This window comes from Fibrella rubiginis (genome assembly GCF_017353185.1).
In the GTDB taxonomy this organism is placed as follows: domain Bacteria; phylum Bacteroidota; class Bacteroidia; order Cytophagales; family Spirosomataceae; genus Fibrella; species Fibrella rubiginis.
The window spans coordinates 131,254-152,815 of the sequence record NZ_JAFMYV010000003.1; the positions used below are offsets into that span (position 1 = coordinate 131,254).

Consider the following 21,562-nt stretch of genomic DNA (forward strand, 5'->3'; position numbering starts at 1 on the left):
TTGTCATTACGGGCGACAACAGATCATACTTATCCTTGGTATGCTGCTGTCACTAAGTACCTACGCCCAGGTATCTCCCCGGCAGGGCGTTGTTCGGGATTCCCGCACAGGCGAAACGCTGCCGGGCGTTAACGTAACCATCAAAGGCACCGGAGTCTCGGACCCCACCCGCGGCACTGTCACCGATCCCGATGGCAAGTTTAGCATCAACGCTGAGTCGGCGAATGTGCTGGTCTTTTCGATGATCGGCATGACCACGCTGGAGGTACCGGTAGGCAATCAGACGCAGCTTGACGTTCGGCTGGTTGAGGGCGAACGCAGCTTAGACGAGGTCGTCGTAGTGGGCTACGGACAGCAGAGTCGCCGAACGCTTACCGGATCGGTGGCCAGCATCGACCAGTCCGTATTTAAATCAGTACCACGCACAAACGTCGGTACGGCTTTGCAAGGCACCGCGCCGGGTATTCGTGTGCAACAAACAACGGGTCAGCCAGGCGCAACACCTAGCATTGTCTTTCGGGGTGGAACCGACTTTAATGGATCTGGTTCGCCTTTGGTGGTGCTCGATGGCGTGATTGTTCCCTCCCTGTTTGGTATTAACATGGAAGATGTGGAAAGCATCGACCTCCTGAAGGACGCCGCTTCGACGGCCATTTATGGAGCGCGGGCATCCAACGGCGTAATCCTGGTCACTACGCGCAAAGGCAAAAAGGGACGTACCTCAGTAACATACAGTTACAAAACGGCCCAAAACAACATTCGCCGCAACCCGTTGCCTTACATGAGTGCCGAAGACTACATCCGGTGGAACCGACGCGGATTGGCCAGTCGCTACGAGGCGGCTCAGGCCGACAATAACGTCGCCGAGATGAATAATGCCCGCAACCAGTTGACGGGTGCGTGGGGCTGGGGCCTCAACTCCGGCTGGACAGCCCCCGATGGCAAATATTCAACGCAGTTGGTTACCAATGCCAACCGTCGGTTGCTCAGTGATCCACAGTACCGCCTGTTGATCGACCGTAACCCGTTTAACCCCACTCAACTCGACAGCATCGTCTTTCGGTCCACCTCCCAGCGAGAACTGGAAGACCTGATTCTCCAACAGAGTACGCTTAAGGAACACTACTTAAACGTGGCAGGTGGCAACGATCAGGGCAATTTCGCGCTGGGTTTAGGGGGCATCAAAGACAATGGCATCCTGATCGGTTCGTCGTTGAGCCGCATCAATATGAACTTCAATGGGGGCCTAAACGTCGGAAAGAATTTGGTGGTCAACCTGAATCTATCGGGCTACGACGCCAAGACATCACCCTCGTACCTCACTGCCGACGGAGATGGCGGACTGACGGGGGGCGTGATTCAACGCTTCACAGGCATTGCGCCGACCGTCCGGCTGACGCACGACGTAACAGGGGCGATCTTGCCCGGTGTGGACGGTAGTACGTTAGGCAACCCGGCCTACTTCCAGGACAAGTTTTTCAACCAGACTTTAGAGCAACGCTACACAGGTGGTTTGAACGTAGAATACACGATCATGCCCGGTTTGAAAGCACTGGCGTCCGCATCGGGCTACTACCGATACACCACTGGCGAGAGCTTCACCAAAGCCTACATCAATGGTACGGGCGGGGCACTGATTAATACCCGCAACGCGTCGTTTGCCAACCAAAGGGAAAGTCAGTACCAGTACAACGGGTTCCTCCAATACGCTAAAGAGGTGGGCAAGCACAATTTGACGGTGCTGGCCGGGGGTGAGTTTTACGAGTTCCGGCGCTATAACTACGGCGCAACAGCTAACCTTGGGGCCACCGACTTCATTCCATGGCTGTCGGCCTCGACGGCGGCGGTGGGGGTACCAACCTCTTCTTTTTCAAGCTGGCAACGTTTAGCCTCTATAATTGGCCGGGTAAACTACACCTTCGACAACCGGTACCTGCTGACGGTCAACGCCCGCTACGACGGTACGTCTAAGTTGATAACAAATCGGTATGGCTTTTTTCCTGGCGTGTCGTTGGGCTGGAACCTTCACTTCGAAGACTTCTACGCCAAATTGGGGGTGAGTCGGTACATCAACACGATCAAGCCCCGCATAAGCTGGGGCGAAAACGGCAGCATCAACCCCCTTGGCAGCAACGGATTACCGCTCATCGGTGATTACGCTACGATTCCTCAGTACGGCAGCGTGGGCATCTATAACGGACAACCGGGTTTTGCCGCTGGCGCAATTACCAACACGGACCTGCGCTGGGAGAGAGCCAATACGCTCAACTTTGGTCTGGACCTGGGGCTGCTCAACAACCGGGTGACCATCATTGCCGACTACTTTATCCGCAATGTTTACGACAAAATTAGTACGCTGAACATCCCGGCCTGGACAGGCTACAGCACCTACGTCACTAACGTAGGGCAGCTACAGAACCGGGGGATCGAGTTGGATATTCGCACGAACATCATCAGGCCGTCTAAGCCAGGTGGCTTAGCCTGGAATGTCAATGCCAACCTGTTTCATGTTCGTAACTACGCCGTAAAGCTGCCCAACAACGGATTGGATCTCAACCGGCAAGGCTCCATTCAAGTTTATGACCCCGCGCAAGGCCGCTTGGTCTGGGTGGCAGGTTTGCAGGAAGGGAAGCGCGTGGGTTTAGACGAGATCTGGGCACCAGCTTTTGATGGTGTCTACAAGTCGCAAGCTGACCTCGACGCACGGGCAAACTTCGTCAATACGTACCTGCCCTACATCAACAAACGCATCAAACTGCTGGGCGATGCTCGCTGGCGCGACGCCGATCAGAACGACACCCTTGATTTTCGGGACAACGTGTTTGTGGGTCGTACTACGCCCACCATTCAGGGTGGTTTCTCGTCGAGCGTGAGCTGGAAGGGCTTCACCCTGTACGGCCAATTCGATTATTCGCTTGGATTTGTTATCGCCAACCAGATGTACCTGCGTGGCATGTCGCAGGTGCAGGGGTCACAAAACGGCCCGGCGGACGTAACCCAAACCTGGACACCCGACAACCCATCCGCTACGTTGCCTCGGTACTACTGGGCCAACTATGGGCGCAATTACTTTACGGATGCGGGCGGGAACAGCACACCACCTGCTAACTACTGGCAGAAAGGCGATTATTTGGCCATGCGCGAGGTAACCATCAGCTACGACGCACCTACCCAACTCATGGAACGGCTTGTCCGTAACCGGATCAAGAGCCTGCGGGTCTTTCTGACCGGCTCAAACCTGGTGTATTTCACAGGCTACAACGGCACCTTCCCCGAAGTGGGCGGTAACGATGTGGGCCGATTCCCCCTCCCCAGAACCATCACGTTAGGTGCCACGATTGGCCTTTAATTAACCGCAGACTGACTATGAAACGGATACTATCCTATTTTGCCCTGACCAGCCTGTTTAGTTTAGGAACGGGCCTGTTTTCCTGCCAACAGCAATTGGACGAAGTGACCCCGCAGACCTCGCTCAATCAGCAACTGGCCCTGACAGATGCCAACGCGGCCCTGACGCTCTACAACGGGGTGTATGCCTCCCTACGTACTTATCAGGCCACCTTCGTTACGCTCGGCGAGATGCGCTCCGACCTGTGGGCCGACGGGCTATACACAGAGTCGGAAGATGCCACCCTAAAGCAGTACTGGTCGCATAATATCAGTCGCAACAACGTACCGGCAACCAACTGGGCGGGCTTCTACACCCTGATTGACCGCATCAACACGGTCATTAAGTTGTTCCCAAATTCTCCCTTAGAGGAGGCTAGCCGGAACCGGTACTTAGCGGAGATGTACGGCTTGCGGTCGTATGTCTACTATACAATGCTACGTACCTGGGGCGGGGTGCCCATTACGGCTGAACCCGTGACGGCGGTAGGTGAATTAACTCAGCTTTACAAGGCCCGCTCGACGCCCGAAGAGGTGATGAAGCAAATCAAAAGTGATCTGGAGCAATCACTGACGCTGTTTGGCGGTATCAATACGTTTACCACCAAGCGGGTGTATTGGAACCGGGCCGCGACGCTGACCCTGAAAGGGGATGTTTACATTTGGTCAGGTACGCATCTAGGGGGCGGCAGCACCGACTTCACCACGGCTAAGACCGCGCTGGAAGAGGTAAAGGCACTGCCTACACTTGGTCTGCAAGCCAACTACGCCGATGTTTTCGACCCAACGAAAAAAGCCAATAACCGCGAGATCATTGTGGCATTAAACTTCGAGAAAAACGAAGTAGTGCAGTCGGCCTATACCAGTTTCCTGGTCAATACGACGCAGGCGGGTACGTTACTGCTCGATGCCGTACCGGGACCCGGCACGCCGGTTAACGCGGCGTATCCGCTCGTAGCCGGAGCCAGCCGGGTAGGCATATCGCCGGCATTGCTCGCCCGGCTGACGGGTGCTCCTGCCGATCAACGAATCCGAAATTCGTTTCGCATTATGTACCGTAACACAAGCGGCAACCCGGTAGCAGGTGTGCTACTGACCAAGTTCATCGGGCGGGTCGATGCGGGCGTGCAGCTTTACGATAACGATTTTCCGCTCTATCGCTACGCGGATGTGCTGTTGTTGTTGGCCGAAGCGAACACGAAATTGGGCAATGATCCTTCAGCGGACATCAACGCGATTCGTGCCAGGGCTTATGGAACAGGCTACGTACGTTATGTCAGCGGGAATGAGCAGGCGAATATGGATGCCATTCTAGAAGAATACCTGCGGGAGTTTATCGGCGAAGGCAAACGCTGGTGGGCCTTGCGCCGGGCGGGTGACGCTTACGTTTTTCGCAATGTCAATTCGGCTTATCTACCTGCCACACAAGCATACAAGCTACTACTTCCTATTTCTGTTACGATGCTCAACAGCGATCCTAAGCTGACGCAAACCCCTGGTTATTGAGTTAATTTTCCTCATATGTTGGTAGTCTGGTCGTGCCTCCGGTGAATTACCGGGGGTACCCTTTACACTAACACAGCAACAATGACACACATACCTAAAATTAACGGGTTAGTGGCGGCTCCGTTTACGCCCATGCACCCCAACAGTGATCTAAACCTCGACCTGATTCCTGACTACGCCCGTTTTTTGGTGCACAACGGGGTGAAGGGCGCCTTCATCGGCGGATCAACGGGCGAGGGCGTTTCGCTTTCTTTTACTGAAAAACTGGCCTTGCTCCGTGCTTGGGGTGAGACGACCGAGCCAGACTTGCAAAAAATCATGCTCGTCGGGGGTACGTCGCTGACTGAAAGCCGCGAACTAACCCGCGAAGCGGCTCAGTCTGGGTTCGATGCCGTGGCCGTACTGGCTCCGTTTTACTTCAAGCCAACCAGTGCGCAGGTACTGGCTGACTTTTGCGTGCAGGTCGGCGAGGCGGCACCCGAAGTGGGATTGTACTTCTACCACATCCCGGCTCTGACTGGTGTGACGATATCAATGCTTCAGTTTCTGGAAGCCATTGATGGCCGGTTGCCCAATTTCCGAGGCATCAAATACACGCACAACGACCTGATGGAGTACCGGCAGTGCCTGCTCTTCGACGGGGGCAAGTATGACCTGCTGTGGGGTTGGGACGAAATCTTTCTGGCGGCAATGGCAATGGGCGCACGGGGAGCCGTAGGCAGTACGTTCAACTACGCGGCTCCGGTGTACCACGAATTAATGGAAGCCTTCGATAAAGGCGATATAAGCCGGGCGCAACAGATGCAAGATCAGTCCATCGCTATCGTTCGGTTGCTGGGCAAGTATGGCGGCATTGCTACGGGCAAGGCGTTCATGCGGGCCGTTGGCTTAGACTGCGGTACGTTCCGCCTGCCGGTGCAGAACATGACAGACGAACGGTACGAGGACTTTCTTCACGATTTGTCGACCATCCAGTTCGATCAATATGCGTCTCAACCGATCACTCAGGCGGAATCGGTTGGTCTGTAAGCTGTGCCTGCTGCTATGGGCCGGACAGGCCGTCGCGGTGGCACAGACGCGGCTGCGCAGCACTGACTTGCCCCCACTACCGATGCAACAAGACAAACCGAATCCGGGTGTAGCGGGGGCTTTTGCGGGCATCAGCCACGGGGTGCTACTGGTGGCAGGTGGAGCTAATTTTCCCAATGGCTACCCCTGGCAGGGCGGCACGAAAGTCTGGCATTCGACGGTGTACGCGCTGGTCAAACAAGGCCGTAGCTACGACTGGCAGACTGTTCAACCCCTTAGCAGACCAGTAGGCTATGGGGCTTCAGCAGTCTGGCAGAATCAGGTGATCTGCGTAGGGGGTAACGACGCATCCCGTCGATACGCCGACGTGTTTACGCTCATTTGGGATGGAGCAGCAGGGCGGTTACGTACCGATTCGCTACCCGCCTTGCCCGTAGCCGTAGCGAATGGAGCAGCAACGGTTGCTGGCGATACGCTTTACGTAGTTGGGGGCGAATCAGACCGGGGCACCGAGCGGAGTCTGTACGCGCTGAGTCTGCTACACCCCGCTTCAGGCTGGCTTAAACACGCTGATCTGCCGGGGCCCGCACGAGCGTTCACGGCCTTAGTAGCGGCTGGCGGACAGCTCTACGTACTGGGCGGGCGGCAAACGGCGGCTGGGAGAACGACGGTTTATGCCGATGCGCATGCCTACCAAATAAGGGATGGCCTTTGGAAGCAACTTCCAGATCTGCCCACACCGCTTTCGGCGCACGGAGCAGTGGCCACACCCGACGGGGCCGTTTGGGTGTTGGGAGGCGACACGGGTGAACGACTGGCCCAAATCGAGCAGCTCAACAACCAAATTGCCCAACAGCCCACCGGTTCGATACGCGACAGTCTGACAGTACGTCGAAACGCCCTTCAGCGCGATCACCCCGGTTTTTCAAGGGCTGTCTGGGCGTACCGACCGCAAGCCCGACGTTGGTTGAAACGGGGTGAGTTACCGTTTGCTGTACCTGTCACGACACCATTAGTAGCCGCGCCGGGTGGCTTCATGCTACCGAGTGGCGAAGTATCACCGGGCGTCCGAACGCCTGCCTGTCGGCGCGTTGCTTTTTGAAAAATTAATTGGTTGAACCAATGCGAAGAACGCTAATTATAGGACTGATCGCCTGGGTTCTTCCGTCACTAACGGAAGCACAGATTCGACTGGCTGAGTTTTGGCAGTCGGGCATGGTTATTCAGCGCGGCCGACCAATCACGGTCTGGGGCTGGGGCAAGCCCGGCAGTATCGTACACGTGCGGCTGAAAAGGGAAGAACGTCTGATGACCGTTGCTCCAGATTCCATGTGGCAAGTTCAACTGTCGGCTCGCCCTGCTTCAACAACGCCGTTACAACTGACGCTCCGGTCTGACTCCGTCACTATTGAGCTAACTAACTTACTTGTGGGCGACGTATACCTGTGCGCGGGTCAATCAAATATGGCGTTTCCGGTGGCAGGGGATCGACACGCTGCCCAAACGCTTTCCGTAGCGTCTAACTCCCTGCTTCGACTCTACAACCGGGTACCTGGTGCTTTCCGCTACAACGAACCTTTCAAAGCCAGTGATGCCGCTCACCTTGTTCCCGACCGATATTATAAACCAGGAAAGTGGCAGATGGCCGATTCCGCATCGGTGCGGCCCTTCTCGGCGGTGTGCTATTACGCAGGCCGACAGGTGCAGCAAACGACAGGCGTACCAATTGGTCTTTTGCACGTGGCAGTCGGCGGCTGTCCGGCGGAAGCGTGGATGCAGCCAGAACTTGACACGCCCGACACGCTGCTCCGCGCCGTTTTTGGTCGCGACTGGTGGGCCAATCCGGCTCTCGAACCCTGGTGTGTGCAGCGTGGTCACGAAAATTTAGATTCGCTTATTCAGGCCGGGTATCCCGTACCGCGTGGACCGTTGGGGTTTAATCATCCCTACCAGCCCGGCTTTTTATACCAAGCGGCCATCGCCCCCATGACGCGGCTGCCCATCAAAGGCGTTTTATGGTATCAGGGCGAGAGTAACGCGCTTAGCCTGGCCCGCGCCCGGCAGCACGAGCACCTGTTTCCCCGGCTGGTAGCGGGGTGGCGTCAGGCCTGGAAACAACCGGATCTGCCGTTCTACGTTTGCCAGTTGTCGTCGATCAGCACCGAGAAAGGATACCGCTCTGAATACTGGCCGCTATTTCGCGACGGACAACGGCGGCTGACTGCCCAACTACCCTATGTAGGCATGGCCGTTACGAGCGACGTGGGCCACCGAACTGACGTGCATCCGACCGACAAAAAAACTGTAGGTGAACGACTGGCCCGCGTCATTCTCCGCCAGACGTACCGGCAACCCTTACTGGCCGCACCTTTACCTCTTCGGGTACGTCGGCGGGCGGGGGAGTGGGTACTTCGGTTTAAAGACACCGGTACTGGTCTCCAAACCGCCGACGGTCAGGCTGTTCGCGGTTTTGCGGCGGGCGACGCTACGGGTCCACAAACCGACCTATCCGCCCGGCTCGATGGCAAGCAGATCGTGCTGACGGGGCCACGCACGGGGCGGTATCTGTACTACGGCTGGCAGCCCTTCAGCACAGCCAACGTGGTCAATAGCGCAGGTTTGCCCTTGACCACCTTTCAACTGCCCTTACCATGAGAACGGCCTTCACCATCAGTTTATGGCTGCTCGCGCTGACTCCGGTTTTGGCAGCACGGCCCGCCTTACTCCCGGCTCCCCGGCAGGTAACGTGGACGGGGGAAGCCTTTTCCTTACGGAGGGCCGTTCGGGTATGGGCCCGTGATAATCAGGGGGTTGCCGTAACCGACTCAGTCACGGCTTTTCTAAACCAGCATGGCGCACGAGCGGTGCGGAAGCAGCTCGATACACCAGACAGCGAGGCAATAGCAGAGCTTCGGCTCGAACCAATCGGTGCGTTTAGTAACAAGCCGGAGGGGTACTCTCTGACTGTCTCCAACCGGCGAATCGTACTGACGGCGGCGACTGAACAAGGACTTTTCTGGGCTTACCGAACCCTTCAGCAATTGGTGCTGACCGGGGAAGTTCACTCGCTGGCGGGTTGCCGCATCATGGATTATCCGGCCTTCCCTGTTCGGGGCCTGATGCACGACACAGGCCGAAGTTTCATTCCGCTCGACACGCTCCGTCAGCATCTCGATGTGTTGTCGCGCTACAAACTCAATACGTTCCACTGGCACCTAACCGAAGACCTTGCCTGGCGGTTGGCCAGTGACAGCCTGCCCCAGCTTACCGATGCCCGCACGATGGAACGTGACCCCGGTCGATTTTATACCAAGCAGCAGGTTCGGGAACTGTTGACCTTCTGCCGACAGCGACATATTCAGGTCATTCCCGAACTGGACATGCCGGGGCACAGCGCAGCATTCCGACGTGCGACTGGATTTGATATGCAGTCAGAGGAGGGCAAACAGGTGGTGAAGCGGCTACTTCGGGAAGTTTGCGCCCTGTTCGATGTCCCGTACATCCACATTGGCACCGATGAGGTTGGTTTTCGCGATTCCACGTTTGTGCCGACGATGGTGGCCGTCGTGCGCGAATGCGGCAAACAGGCCATTGGCTGGTATCCAGGCGGAGCGATGGACACGCTGGCCATACGCCAACTCTGGATGAGCGCGAAAAAGCCGCTGCCATCGATGCGGGTCATCGAGTCGCGTAACCTTTATCTAAATCACTTTGCTACCCAAGCCGATCTGATCAGTTTGTTTCAGCGCAACGTCTGCGACGTACCCGAAGCAACACCCAGGCACCTGGGCGCGATTGCCTGCATCTGGAACGACCGCCGACCGGCTGACGTGGCGCAGCTTGAACAACTCAACGGCCTGTATCCGGTACTGCTCACTCTGGCCGAACGTACCTGGCGCGGGGGCGGGCAACCCGAAACCGACGCGGGAGTCGTACTGACCAACCAGTCAGCTTTTGCCGAATTTGAAGCGCGTTTACTGATTCATAAACGGCAGCACTTTAGCGAACGCCATTTTCCTTATGTTCGGCAGAGCCGCCTTCATTGGCGCATTCTGGCTCCGTTTCCGAACGGCGGTAATCTGGCGGTTCAGTTTCCGCCCGAAGAAGGCAAGCTGGACTACCCGACCATTCCGGCTACCGGCGCGACCGTCTACCTGCGGCATACGTGGGGGCCGTCGGTCGTGCGGGCGTACTTGCGTGATCCGCAACCGAACCACACGGCCTATGCCTATACGTATGTGTATTCGCCCAAGCAACAGCACGTAGGGATGTGGGCTGATTTTCATAACTATGGCCGCTCCGAGAAGGATGCATCGCCCCCAGCCGGAGCCTGGGATTATAAAGGCAGTGCCCTCTGGCTGAACGACGTGCAGGTAACACCGCCCGACTGGCAGCAACCCGGTTTTCGACCCACCAGCCTGGAACAACCCTACCGGAATGAATCCTACGAAGTCCGGCAGCCCATGCCCGTTCTGCTCCGAAAAGGCTGGAACAAAGTGCTGGTCAAGCTGCCCGTCGGCGCGTTCAGCACACCAGAATACCGATTGGTCAAGTGGTTGTTTACGTGTGTGTTCGTGCGTCGGCATGGGTGGCATTGGGAAACTGCCGATGACCTAATTTTCGCGCCGGATCGTAGAATAAAACCAGTCAAGCCGATCCGCTAACCCGACGTCTTATTTATGCAAACCAACGCCGTTACCGAATCAACCACGAACCCCGTCAACACCCGATCTGCTTGGGTGATTGTGGGCTTGCTATGGGTTGTGGCTTTGCTGAACTACCTGGACCGGCAAATGCTGGCGACTATGAGGCCCGCCATGCAAGGCGATATTCAGGAGTTGGAATCAGCTACTAATTTCGGCTATCTGATGGCCATTTTTCTCTGGATTTATGGCTTCACGAGTCCCCTGTCAGGTCTGATTGCAGATCGGTATTCCCGCAAATGGATTATTGTCGGTAGTCTGGCCATCTGGTCGGGTGTTACGCTGGCGATGGGCTACGCGACTACGTTTGGTCAACTGTGCTGGCTTCGGGGCATCATGGGCATTAGCGAAGCTCTCTACATTCCGGCAGGCCTGTCACTTATCGCCGATGTACATTCATCCAAAACCCGGTCGCTGGCAGTAGGCCTGCATATGACCGGCCTCTATATGGGTCAGGCCCTGGGCGGGTTCGGAGCCACTATTGCCAAATCTTATTCGTGGACATCGGCCTTTCAGGGATTCGGGCTGGTTGGGCTGGTCTACGCCCTAATCCTGGCCGTTTTTCTAAGAACGGGCCACGAACGTCCTGTAACGTCTTCATCAACACCGGATAAAGCCAGTCAGCCAAACCAGACGACGGTGCTGGCGGGCCTTCGTGTATTGCTGACAAACGTATCGTTTTGGGTAATCCTGCTCTACTATGCCATCCCGAGTTTACCGGGTTGGGCTACCAAGAATTGGCTACCGACGTTGGTGTCTACGAACCTGGGCATCGACATGGCGCAGGCGGGACCGTTGGCGACCATCGCCATTGCATTCGCCTCCTTTATAGGCGTGTTAGTCGGCGGCATTTTGTCGGACCGGTGGGTGCAGCACAACGTTCGGGGACGAATCTACACCAGTGCCATCGGCTTGTCTCTGACGATTCCAGCACTGGTGCTGATGGGCTTTGGTCATTCGTTGGTTCCATTGGTCGGAGCCGCTCTTTGTTTCGGCGTTGGCTACGGCATGTTCGACGCGAACAACATGCCGATTCTGTGCCAGTTTGTGGCACCCCAAAGCCGGGCTACCGCCTACGGGATCATGAACATGACAGGTGTATTCGCCGGTGCCTTTGTCACAAACTGGCTGGGCAAATCGCAGGATGCCGGGCATCTGGGACAGGATTTCGCGCTGCTGGCGGGCATTGTCGTGCTGGTACTCATTGTTCAACTGACCCTGCTCAAACCGACCGCCATCGACTTCACCGTGACTCACTCGGAGCGGACCACCGACCAGCCCATTCGCCCCAACGCCTCTTAGTTAAACTCACACTGGCATACGCCTCCTCATTTCAGTATCATGTTCAACTCGTTATTACTTGCTCAACTTGACATCGCTCCGTCTTTCACCTCGTTTGAACGCGTACCTGTGCAAATTTTCTCCGATGCCAACCAGGCATCGGCGGCAGTAGCCCGCGAACTAGCGGAGTTGATTCGCCTGAAGCAAGCCACCGGCGATCTGGCGGTGCTGGGTTTGGCCACTGGCTCCACCCCTAAAAAAGTATACGCTGAATTGGTCAGGATGCATCGGCAGAACGGGCTTAGCTTCAGCAACGTCGTTACATTTAACCTCGACGAATACTACTGGATTGAACCGGACGCTCGGCAGAGCTACCACCGCTTTATGCACGAGCATCTGTTCAGCCAGGTGGATATCAAACCCGAAAACGTCCATATACCGGATGGAACGCTGGCTATTGAAAACGTCAGGGCCTATTGCCACGCCTACGAATCGGCGATTGCACAGCAAGGCGGACTCGATTTTCAGCTACTGGGTATCGGTCGTAACGGCCACATCGGGTTCAACGAGCCAGGATCTCCCTTGCAATCGAGAACGCGCCTGATTACCCTCGACGGTCTGACCCGCGCCGACGCGTCAGCCGATTTCAACGGGCTGGTACACGTACCCCGGCGGGCCATAACGATGGGCGTACAAACCATCCTAGAAGCCCGACGCGTGGTGCTGTTGGCCTGGGGCGAACATAAAGCCGCTATTGTACAACGAGCCGTAGAAGGATTGGTCACCGAATCGCTGCCCGCTTCGTATCTTCAGAATCATCCCAATGCCACATTTGTCGTCGATGAAGCCTGCGCGTCTGAACTGACCATCCGCAAAGCCCCCTGGCTCGTAGACAGCATTCAATGGACACCGAAGTTGATCCAGAAGGCGGTGACGCATTTAGCTCTACAAGTGGGAAAGCCCATTCTGCAACTCACCAATAGTGACTATAACGAACACGGCTTGAGCGAGTTGCTGGCTCAGTATGGTAAAGCCTACGACATTAATATCTCGGTGTTCAACGCCCTACAGCATACCATCACGGGCTGGCCGGGTGGGAAGCCGAACGCCGACGACACCAACCGACCGGAGCGGGCTACTCCGGCTCAGAAGCGTGTCCTGATCTTTAGCCCGCACCCCGACGACGATATTATTTCGATGGGCGGTACGTTCCAGCGACTCGTTGATCAGGGCCACGAGGTACACGTGGCCTACCAAACCTCCGGTAACATTGCCGTGGCCGACGACGAAGCCCTGCGCTTTATGGAGTTTGCCGCTGATTTTACTGACGCGTTTGGCACGAACCGAACGGAGGTTAGTCGGCTGGTCGAACAAGCGAATCGCTTTTTAACCGAGCGAAAACCAACGGAAATTGACACCCCCGAAATCCGACGGGTAAAGGGATTGATTCGCCGGGGTGAAGCCCGAAACACCTGTCGGTACGTAGGCGTACCCGCCGACCGGGCGCACTTCCTGGAAATGCCGTTCTATGAGACCGGTCGGGTCGAGAAGAACCCCATCGGAGACGGCGATATCCAGATTATAGCCGATCTAATTCAAACCATCAGGCCACACCAAATTTATGCCGCCGGTGATCTGGCCGACCCGCACGGAACGCACAAAGTATGTTTAGACGGTGTATTGGCCGCTATAGATCGCCTTCGCGATGAGCCGTTCATGGCAGACTGCTGGGTTTGGCTGTACCGGGGCGCGTGGGCGGAGTGGGACATCTACGAAATTGATATGGCGGTGCCCATGTCGCCGGATCAGGTTCTTCAGAAACGGCAGGGCATCTTCAAACACCAGTCGCAAAAGGACGGGGTTGTTTTTCAAGGTGACGATGCCCGTGAATTCTGGCAACGAGCCGAAGATCGTAATCACCACACCGCGAAGCGGTACAGTCAGTTGGGCATGGCTCAATATGCCGCCATTGAGGCCTTCGTACGCTATCAACCACAGTGAATGGTCGCTCAGTAACAGCTTATCGAGTACCGATAGCTAACTCATTCTTTACCAAGCTCCAACAAAACCAACGCGTATGATTTACCAACGAATAAATTTCTCCAGGGTCTTTTTAGTCATCTGCTGCCTATTGGCATCGACTGGCCTTTTTGCCCAAACGGCCCGCTATGCCATTATGCCCCGGCCCGCAAAATTGGAGGAGCGAACCGGTACGTTCACGTTGCCAAAAAAGGCAAGTATTACCATTGAAAAGGGGGATGCCGGGCTGCGATTAGTAGCGGGGCAATTAGCCGACCAATTGGCCAAGGCCACCGGGCAGCGTCCGACGGTAACGGTGAGTTCGACCCCCAAGCGACAGGGCATTCACTTCGCGATGGACAGGAATGGTAGTCTAGCTAAAGAGGGGTATACCCTCGCGGTTAGCCCGGACCGCATTCTGGTTACGGCCAGTCAGCCGGAAGGGTTCTTCTACGGGATGCAGTCACTGCTGCAACTGATGCCGGTCGAGGTATTTAGTCCAAAACCAATCACCAGTGTACGTTGGACCGTGCCGTGCTGCCAGATCGACGACCAACCCCGCTACAGCTACCGGGGGTTACACTTAGATGTGAGCCGCCATTTCTTCCCCATCGAGTTTATTAAAAAGTACATTGATCTGATAGCCCTCCACAAACAGAATGTGTTTCACTGGCACCTGACCGACGATCAGGGTTGGCGGATCGAGATTAAAAAGCATCCCAAACTGACAGAGTTGGGTTCCGTACGTAAACAGACAATGATTGGCCGCTACGGCGACAACAAATACGACAAAACGCCTTACGGTGGCTTCTATACGCAGGAGCAGATCCGAGACGTGGTTCGGTACGCGCAGGAACGCTTCGTGACGGTCATCCCCGAAATTGAAATGCCGGGCCACGCAATGGCCTTGCTGGCAGCGTACCCGGAGCTGGGCAGCAACCCCGACAAGATCGTACCGGTCGGTACGAAATGGGGGGTCTTCGAGGACGTGATGTTTCCCCGTAAAGAGACCTTCCGCGTCCTGGAGGACGTACTAACCGAGGTGATGACCCTGTTTCCGAGCCAATACATCCACATCGGTGGGGACGAATGCCCCAAGACGCAGTGGCGTGAGAGCCGGTTTTGCCAGGAACTGATGCGCAAGGAAGGGCTGAAAGACGAGCATGAGCTGCAAAGCTATTTTATCCGGCACATGGACAAGTTTATCACCTCGAAAGGTCGCAGGATGATCGGCTGGGACGAGATTCTGGAAGGGGGACTCTCGCCTAACGCAACGGTGATGAGTTGGCGCGGTACCGAAGGGGGTGTTGCCGCCGCCCGGCAGGGACACGACGCTATCATGACACCGGGTGGTTTTTGCTACCTCGACCACTACCAGGCCGATCCTAAAACGCAGCCCATCGCTATCGGTGGCTTTACGACGCTGGAAAAATCGTATGGTTACGAGCCTACTTCCGACTCGCTAAAAGCGGAGCAAGCTAAGCACATTCTAGGTGTACAGGGGAACCTCTGGAGTGAATACATCATCTCGCCTGAATATGCCGAATACATGGTCTGGCCGCGGGCCATTGCCTTAGCTGAAGTAGGTTGGACATCTAAGAACCGTAAAGATGTTGAGGATTTTAAGAAACGGCTCGACGTACATAAGAAGCGGCTTGACTATATGAACGTCAACTACTTCGGTGCACCCATCAATGGCAAGTTTACGTACCAGATGCCCACAGCAACGGCTGACAAAAAGTAGAGGAATACTCTGGTACGTAACCTACCTGGAATCGGTAAGCGTGACCTCGACCATTCTGGCCGAGCGTGCTTACCGATTTTAAGGCCTACCCTAAATGGCGTTTCAATCGTTTATATGAAATGATTGTTACCCCTAACTCAACGAACCAAATGGCTACGACTGATTTATCCGAGAGCAGATATAGCAACGCGGTGCGACTGATACTCATCGCTGCCCTCGTCTTGATGGGCCTTTGGTTTACCTACGAGGTTATCAACATTGTTTTCTTCTTCTTTTTCGCCGTTGTACTCACGCTGATTCTAAATGCCCCTACGATGTGGCTGGTTTCTAAGAAAGTACCGCGCACAGTAGCCGCGTTGCTGGTTTTCGCGGCGTTGCTCATCTTCCTGGTGTTGATTGGGTGGCTGGTGATTCCCAGAATGCTTGAACAGCTAACCCAACTGGTTACCAATGTGCCGCTCTACTATCAGAATCTGAAAACGGAGCTTTCCGGCTTGCTGGCAGACTATCCTTCGCTACAAAAGAAGCTGTTGACAGGCAAGAGCCTGCAAAATGAACTGCCCTCTGTGGTGAACATTGTTACCCGGTTAGGCAATTTTTCTCTGTCCATCGTCAGCGGCCTTTTCTTCCTGATTATGTTCTTCAGCGTAGTCGTTTACATGCTGATCAGCCCCGCCCCGCTGATTGAGACGTACCTGTTATTCTTCTCGCCGAAGAACCGCCCCAAAGCCGGACGTGCGCTGGCACGAGCGTCAAAAATGGTTGTCGGCTGGATGTGGTCGAATGTCGTTGTGGGCTCCATAGAAGCCGTTGCCACCTTTGCTTTCTTATCTTACATGGGTATACCGGGTGTGTGGGTGTGGGCCGGTTTGGCCCTCTTTGCCGAAATGGTACCCAAGCTGGGGCTGTACATCATGGCCATCCCACCCACGTTGGTCGCCTTGTCCATAGACCCCGTAACGGCGTTGTGGGTGTTGGTCTTCTTTCTCGCACTGAATGAACTTGCCGGTGATTTTATCACGCCCCACGTCCGTGCTTCTACCATGAATTTGCATCCGGTCTCTTCCTTGCTAGTCATGCTGGCTATGGTCAGTGCCTTTGGACTAGTCGGTGCATTGATTGCCACTCCGCTTACCGCGTTCATCAAGGCTTACTACGAAGAGTTCTATCTAGCGTCCACGTCATCAGAAAACGTTGCTGAGCAGGTAGACGTCGTGCTGAAGCGAGACGTGTGAGAACGTCCGTCTGGCGGATTACACAGTTTCTTTCTTCGTCGATTAAACAAACCTTCACCCCGAACATCGGAATGGGTAACGCTGACAGCATGTTACGGGTGGCACCACGGTAGGTCATAAGCGGGGGCTGCGGTTCGCCCCGGTACCGCTGAACTTACTGTGAAAAGCGCGGGGTTGAAGGCATCGGTTGACCTGAAAATCCAGCTACGAAGGTCATAAACTGCAACACGGCTCAACCAATGGCGGTGCTAGCCGAAGCCTTTTTTAAACGACATCTGGTTTCTCCACTCACCCACAATGAAAAGCTACTGGCCGCTTCGGCTGACACTTATAACCGTGCTGCTTTATCCGGTTTTTGGCTGGGGACAAACTGTACGGTCGCTAATTCCACAGCCAACTACCCTAACCGCCCGGCCCGGCCTGTTTACCCTGACGCCTTCGCTTCAACTAAGCAGTTCGCCCGCGTTTCAAGACGTGGCCAGGTTGTGGGCCGAGCAAACGTTTGGCCGGGCGTTGCCCATCCACGTACTGACCACCCGCACGTCCCGTTCAGTGACTGGTCGAGTGATCTTCCAACAGCTTACCAAACCCGCTCCTGCTGATACAGGTCGGGAAACGTACCGATTGCGCATTAGTCCGACGGAGATTCATCTTCAGGCGGCTACCACGTTGGGGGCACTCCGGGGCGTTCAGACACTGATACAACTAGCGGCCCTTCAACCCAACAACCGGCAGTTACCCGCCTTGGCTATCGTAGACCGGCCCCGTTTCGGCTACCGGGGTATGCATTTGGACGTGAGCCGTCATTTCTTCCCGGTCGTCTTTATCAAAAAATACCTTGATTTGATGGCTCTCTATAAACTCAATACGTTCCACTGGCACCTGACCGACGGTCCCGGTTGGCGCCTTGATATCAAAAAATACCCCAAACTGGTCCGGCAGGCCGCATGGCGCACGCACCGGACTTGGAAAGAGTGGTGGGCTAGCCCGCGCCAATACAGCCGGGAGGGTGACGCTAACGCCTACGGGGGCTATTACACGCAGGAGCAGGCCCGCGACATCGTGGCCTACGCCGCCCGCCGAGGCATTACGGTCATCCCGGAAATCGAGATGCCGGGCCACTCGGAAGAAGTGTTGGCCGTTTACCCACAGCTATCATGTTCGGACAAGCCCCACGTCAGCAGCGAGTTTTGTCTCGGTAACGATAGTACGTTCACGTTTCTGGAAGACGTATTAAAGGAAGTGATGGCGATCTTCCCTTCCAGATATATCCACATCGGGGGTGACGAAGCCAGTACAGCATCTTGGAAAACATGCCCTAAATGCCAAGCCCGTATCCGTGAACACCACTTAACCGACGAACACGCGCTCCAGAGCTACGCAGTGCGTCGGGTGGGTCAGTTTCTGGAAAAGCACGGGCGGCGAATGGTGGGGTGGGACGAAATATTGCAGGGCGATACGCCGGAGGCACCGCTCGCCGAGGGCGCAACGGTGATGAGCTGGCGGGGTGAAAGTGGGGGGATCGCTGCCGCTCGTAGGGGGCATGACGTCATCATGACGCCGGGCAATTACGTGTACTTCGATAGCTACCAGGCTAACCCGACTACGCAGCCCGAAGCCATCGGCGGATTTCTGCCCATCGAGCGCGTATATGGTTACGAACCCATTCCCCGCGAGCTAACCGCAGCCCAGACCCGGCGCATTCTAGGCGTTCAGGCGAACCTTTGGGCTGAGTACGTATCCACTACTGAGCAGGCCGAATACATGGTATTTCCCCGGTTGCTGGCTCTTGCTGAAATAGCTTGGTCAGATTCATCGGCGCGGTCGTGGCCCGATTTTCAACGGCGGCTCCAGGACCATTACCGGCTGCTACAACGCCATGCGGTCAATTATTACCGGCCCGGCCTGACCCCACAGCTCACGATTCTTTTCCAACCCAATGGGCGAACGGCACGGGTTGAGTTTGGAACGGAGACCTACCAGCCGCAGCTTCGCTACACCCTCGACGGCAGCCCGCCCACTACGCAGTCTGCAGAGTACGTCGAGTCGTTCAGCGTGAGCGAATCAACAACCATTCAGGCGGCTCACTTTCGCGACTCGACCCGAATTGGCCCGGTCGTGACCCAAGCGGTTGACTTTCATAAAGCCTTGGGTAAGCCCATTACCTACGCCATAAGGTACACCAACAGCTATCCCGCTCAGGGCGACGCCACGCTCGTTGATGGTAATCGTGGATCGTTCACCTATAGCGATAAACAGTGGCTGGGCTTCGAGGGCATCGATATGGACGTAACGATTGATCTAGGACAGGTGCAGCCACTGAACGACGTAACAGTGGGGCTAATGCAGCTTACGGGGCCGGGCGTGTATATGCCCCGCTACGTAGATGTGTCGCTCTCTACGGACGGCAAGACATTTTTACCCCCGGTGCGAGTGGACAACACAGTGCCGGAGTCCCAGGCGACGTTAGTTATTCAGGACTTGGCGGTGCCGCTGGGTGGGCAGTCGGCACGCTATGTGCGTGTGTTTGCCCGTAAAAACAAGGGCTACATGTTCGTTGATGAAATCCGGGTGCATTAAGCCAGTAGCCGGGTTATCAGTCACCACCAGTGTTTAATTGATTATTGGCAAATGCCTATACGCGTTTGTTTTCGCGCTTAATCAATGTCTTCCTTCTTTGATATCAACTTACCATCGGCAGCGAACACAGCTTTCATATCCGGGCGACCGTCCAACTCTACTTTGTAGGTGACCGTTCCGTTGGTTTCAACCCGCTCTGGGTCATCCAGCTTATGTTTGGGGAAGTTCGTTTTGGCTGCTGCTTGAACCGCTGCCGGAAGTTCGGCTACCTTGATCTCATAGCTGTGAGACACCAGCTTACCGGCTGCGTTATAGAAAACGTCGTGGTCAACGTCGCCCATATCGAAAGAAGCTTTGTACTGATTGCCCTCCTTTTTCCAGTCAATGTCCGTGGCCCTAGCAAATTTTCCTTTAAACGCCTGCTGAACTGGCGCAGGCACCTGGTTAGCCTTGAGTTTCTGAGCGGTTACCGAATAGCCGCTCACGAGAAAGAAGCAACTTAGCATCGCAGACTGGTACATTTTCATGACGAGTTGAGTTTAATGGGTTTGAGTTGACTAAAACAGCTTAGTGGATGCGGCCATTCAGAAAGTTACCTACTTACCCGTAAACCTGTCGCACTGCTTTATGTTTCTCCGGGGAAAGCTGGTCATCAACCAAGTACGTCCGTTCCTACACCCATGATTCGATTCACAAGCACCACAAGGGCATGTTCAACTACAGCATTCTTTGGCTTCGTTGGGCTGCGGGTCATTCTATTTTGCTGGCTCAACCTTTGGTTGGTAACCGACACCTTAGCGCGACGGTCAACTCCTGCTTCTGACTCGGCAGTCTATGCCACCTTTTTTTCACCCAGCGGTCGGCAGGTGCTACGGGCGGCGGATTTAGAGGGTATAGCGCGCGAGTGGCTGATGCTTCACCAACTCGCACAACAGACCCCCGATCAGTACCGGCAATACCAGTTGTTGCACGACCGTATGCGGCATCGGCTATGGGTCACTCAGCTCCAGGTATCGGCTACCGCCGCCGAACTGGATAACGAAGAAGAACAGGCAGAACGGGTTGGCGATGCGGTGCGTGAGCGGCAAGGCCGACGCGAACATCGCTTCACCGTGGCCTCCATTGTGGTCAGCGCGCTCACGTCGGTCGTTTCGGGTGTTATTCTGTCGCGCAACCGAGGTACGTCGTCGTTGGACGTAATCGGGGTAGTAGGCGGCGTTGCCGGCGTGGGTCTCAGCTTACCCAACTTATTACAGCCCAAAGGGAAATGGTATGAGCACAAGCGCAATGCCCTGGCTTCGCTGTGGCTGGATCAAAACGATACCGATTTGATTGCCCCAACAGTCTGGCGATTTATGCACGACCGCCCAGGAGCTGACGTGGCCACCTTACGGGATGAACTGGTAAACCAATGGAAGGAATCGGACCGAGCCAATCCCCTCTATTTTAGTGAAGGAGGTCGTTACACGGCGGATCAGCTTGCTACCAGAGCGGCTATGCTGGACCAGGCAGAAGCCTACGTCAAACAGATTCAAAAATCAATCAGTGAGTTGGCAACGACCCTTGATGCAAATCCACCGACAACACGATAATACCATGCTGCTGATGGCCATGGATGCCGATCAGCGAGTTGTCAGCACCTCCATGCTGCTGGGGTATTGGACCTGGGGTGTGCTCTCTGCTGTAATAAATATTCGGTCTGGGTTTGAGACTGTTGTGGCCGTTAGTGAGGCTTCCAACAGTTTATTGCGGGGCGTGATCTGCCCTAACTTCCGGATGTCGTTGCGCCCCATATCAGCCCAAACGATATATGCCTGCTGAGGCGTCGAGAGCCGATCAGCCGGTGCCAAATTGCGCACGTTAACATGAACAACATGGTTATCATTCTTGTCGCGCTTTATTTGAACCTTACCCGTCGCTGCCGGGGTAATCGATGAGGGCTTAAAATTCATCGACGGGGCACAGGCACTGAAGTAAGCCGCCAAGCCGATTACGGCGAGCGCATTTTTTATCGTGTTCATAACTAGTTGAATATGGTAACTATAGGGTAAACAAACGAAAAGGCAAATGGGCTACTC

The 21,562-nt window shown here is 55.5% G+C and carries 14 protein-coding genes; 12 read left to right on the forward strand and 2 right to left on the reverse strand.

Features of this window, described 5'->3' with window-relative positions:
- Positions 1–40: 40 nt before the first annotated feature.
- The 11 genes from J2I47_RS07405 (at position 41) to J2I47_RS07455 (ending at position 19,484) form a co-directional block, all read left to right on the forward strand.
- Positions 41–3,349: a SusC/RagA family TonB-linked outer membrane protein gene (locus tag J2I47_RS07405; RefSeq protein WP_207363937.1), complete on the forward strand. Its 3,309-nt coding sequence runs from the start codon at positions 41–43 to the stop codon at positions 3,347–3,349.
- Positions 3,350–3,366: 17 nt separating this feature from the next.
- Entirely contained in the window at positions 3,367–4,893 is a 1,527-nt protein-coding gene (locus tag J2I47_RS07410) for a RagB/SusD family nutrient uptake outer membrane protein (RefSeq protein ID WP_207363938.1), read from the forward strand.
- An 81-nt stretch (positions 4,894–4,974) separates the two neighbouring features.
- Positions 4,975–5,922, forward strand: a complete 948-nt coding sequence (locus tag J2I47_RS07415; RefSeq protein ID WP_207363939.1) for a dihydrodipicolinate synthase family protein — start codon at positions 4,975–4,977, stop codon at positions 5,920–5,922.
- The gene (locus tag J2I47_RS07420; RefSeq protein ID WP_207363940.1) at positions 5,879–7,024 is read left to right on the forward strand and encodes a tRNA wybutosine-synthesizing protein 4 beta-propeller domain-containing protein; all 1,146 of its coding nucleotides are present in this window, start codon (positions 5,879–5,881) and stop codon (positions 7,022–7,024) included. Before J2I47_RS07415 ends, J2I47_RS07420 begins: the two co-directional genes overlap by 44 nt.
- A gap of 20 nt (positions 7,025–7,044) precedes the next feature.
- A complete protein-coding gene (locus J2I47_RS07425) occupies positions 7,045–8,577 on the forward strand; it encodes a sialate O-acetylesterase (protein ID WP_207363941.1) in 1,533 nt (510 codons plus the stop codon).
- A complete protein-coding gene (locus tag J2I47_RS07430; RefSeq protein ID WP_207363942.1) occupies positions 8,574–10,586 on the forward strand; it encodes a family 20 glycosylhydrolase in 2,013 nt (670 codons plus the stop codon). Before J2I47_RS07425 ends, J2I47_RS07430 begins: the two co-directional genes overlap by 4 nt.
- 15 nt (positions 10,587–10,601) lie before the next feature.
- Positions 10,602–11,927, forward strand: a complete 1,326-nt coding sequence (locus J2I47_RS07435; RefSeq protein ID WP_207363943.1) for an MFS transporter — start codon at positions 10,602–10,604, stop codon at positions 11,925–11,927.
- A gap of 39 nt (positions 11,928–11,966) precedes the next feature.
- Positions 11,967–13,907, forward strand: coding sequence for a glucosamine-6-phosphate deaminase (nagB, locus tag J2I47_RS07440; RefSeq protein WP_207363944.1), 1,941 nt, complete (start codon positions 11,967–11,969; stop codon positions 13,905–13,907).
- Between the two features lie 76 nt (positions 13,908–13,983).
- Positions 13,984–15,669, forward strand: a complete 1,686-nt coding sequence (locus J2I47_RS07445; protein ID WP_207363945.1) for a beta-N-acetylhexosaminidase — start codon at positions 13,984–13,986, stop codon at positions 15,667–15,669.
- 149 nt (positions 15,670–15,818) lie between these two features.
- Positions 15,819–16,904: an AI-2E family transporter gene (locus tag J2I47_RS07450; RefSeq protein WP_207363946.1), complete on the forward strand. Its 1,086-nt coding sequence runs from the start codon at positions 15,819–15,821 to the stop codon at positions 16,902–16,904.
- Between the two features lie 297 nt (positions 16,905–17,201).
- Positions 17,202–19,484, forward strand: coding sequence for a glycoside hydrolase family 20 protein (locus tag J2I47_RS07455; protein WP_207363947.1), 2,283 nt, complete (start codon positions 17,202–17,204; stop codon positions 19,482–19,484).
- 77 nt (positions 19,485–19,561) lie between these two features.
- Here J2I47_RS07455 and J2I47_RS07460 read toward each other — a convergent pair whose 3' ends face one another.
- Positions 19,562–20,011, reverse strand: coding sequence for a PepSY-like domain-containing protein (locus tag J2I47_RS07460; protein ID WP_207363948.1), 450 nt, complete (start codon positions 20,009–20,011; stop codon positions 19,562–19,564).
- A gap of 153 nt (positions 20,012–20,164) precedes the next feature.
- Between J2I47_RS07460 and J2I47_RS07465 the strand changes: the two genes are divergently transcribed.
- Positions 20,165–21,076, forward strand: a complete 912-nt coding sequence (locus J2I47_RS07465) for a hypothetical protein (RefSeq protein WP_207363949.1) — start codon at positions 20,165–20,167, stop codon at positions 21,074–21,076.
- Positions 21,077–21,106: 30 nt separating this feature from the next.
- Here J2I47_RS07465 and J2I47_RS07470 read toward each other — a convergent pair whose 3' ends face one another.
- Complete coding sequence (locus J2I47_RS07470; RefSeq protein ID WP_207363950.1) at positions 21,107–21,505, reverse strand: hypothetical protein; 399 nt, start codon at positions 21,503–21,505, stop codon at positions 21,107–21,109.
- Positions 21,506–21,562: the final 57 nt, after the last annotated feature.

What these genes read in the sequence shown, in the direction of transcription:
- J2I47_RS07465 (WP_207363949.1), top strand. Translation starts at nt 20,165, where the DNA reads ATGATTCGATTCACAAGCACCACAAGGGCATGTTCAACTACAGCATTC.
- J2I47_RS07455 (WP_207363947.1), top strand. Translation starts at nt 17,202, where the DNA reads ATGAAAAGCTACTGGCCGCTTCGGCTGACACTTATAACCGTGCTGCTT.
- J2I47_RS07405 (WP_207363937.1), top strand. Translation starts at nt 41, where the DNA reads ATGCTGCTGTCACTAAGTACCTACGCCCAGGTATCTCCCCGGCAGGGC.
- J2I47_RS07425 (WP_207363941.1), top strand. Translation starts at nt 7,045, where the DNA reads ATGCGAAGAACGCTAATTATAGGACTGATCGCCTGGGTTCTTCCGTCA.
- J2I47_RS07460 (WP_207363948.1), bottom strand. Translation starts at nt 20,011, where the DNA reads ATGAAAATGTACCAGTCTGCGATGCTAAGTTGCTTCTTTCTCGTGAGC.
- J2I47_RS07445 (WP_207363945.1), top strand. Translation starts at nt 13,984, where the DNA reads ATGATTTACCAACGAATAAATTTCTCCAGGGTCTTTTTAGTCATCTGC.
- J2I47_RS07435 (WP_207363943.1), top strand. Translation starts at nt 10,602, where the DNA reads ATGCAAACCAACGCCGTTACCGAATCAACCACGAACCCCGTCAACACC.
- nagB (WP_207363944.1), top strand. Translation starts at nt 11,967, where the DNA reads ATGTTCAACTCGTTATTACTTGCTCAACTTGACATCGCTCCGTCTTTC.
- J2I47_RS07410 (WP_207363938.1), top strand. Translation starts at nt 3,367, where the DNA reads ATGAAACGGATACTATCCTATTTTGCCCTGACCAGCCTGTTTAGTTTA.
- J2I47_RS07415 (WP_207363939.1), top strand. Translation starts at nt 4,975, where the DNA reads ATGACACACATACCTAAAATTAACGGGTTAGTGGCGGCTCCGTTTACG.
- J2I47_RS07430 (WP_207363942.1), top strand. Translation starts at nt 8,574, where the DNA reads ATGAGAACGGCCTTCACCATCAGTTTATGGCTGCTCGCGCTGACTCCG.
- J2I47_RS07450 (WP_207363946.1), top strand. Translation starts at nt 15,819, where the DNA reads ATGGCTACGACTGATTTATCCGAGAGCAGATATAGCAACGCGGTGCGA.
- J2I47_RS07420 (WP_207363940.1), top strand. Translation starts at nt 5,879, where the DNA reads ATGCGTCTCAACCGATCACTCAGGCGGAATCGGTTGGTCTGTAAGCTG.
- J2I47_RS07470 (WP_207363950.1), bottom strand. Translation starts at nt 21,505, where the DNA reads ATGAACACGATAAAAAATGCGCTCGCCGTAATCGGCTTGGCGGCTTAC.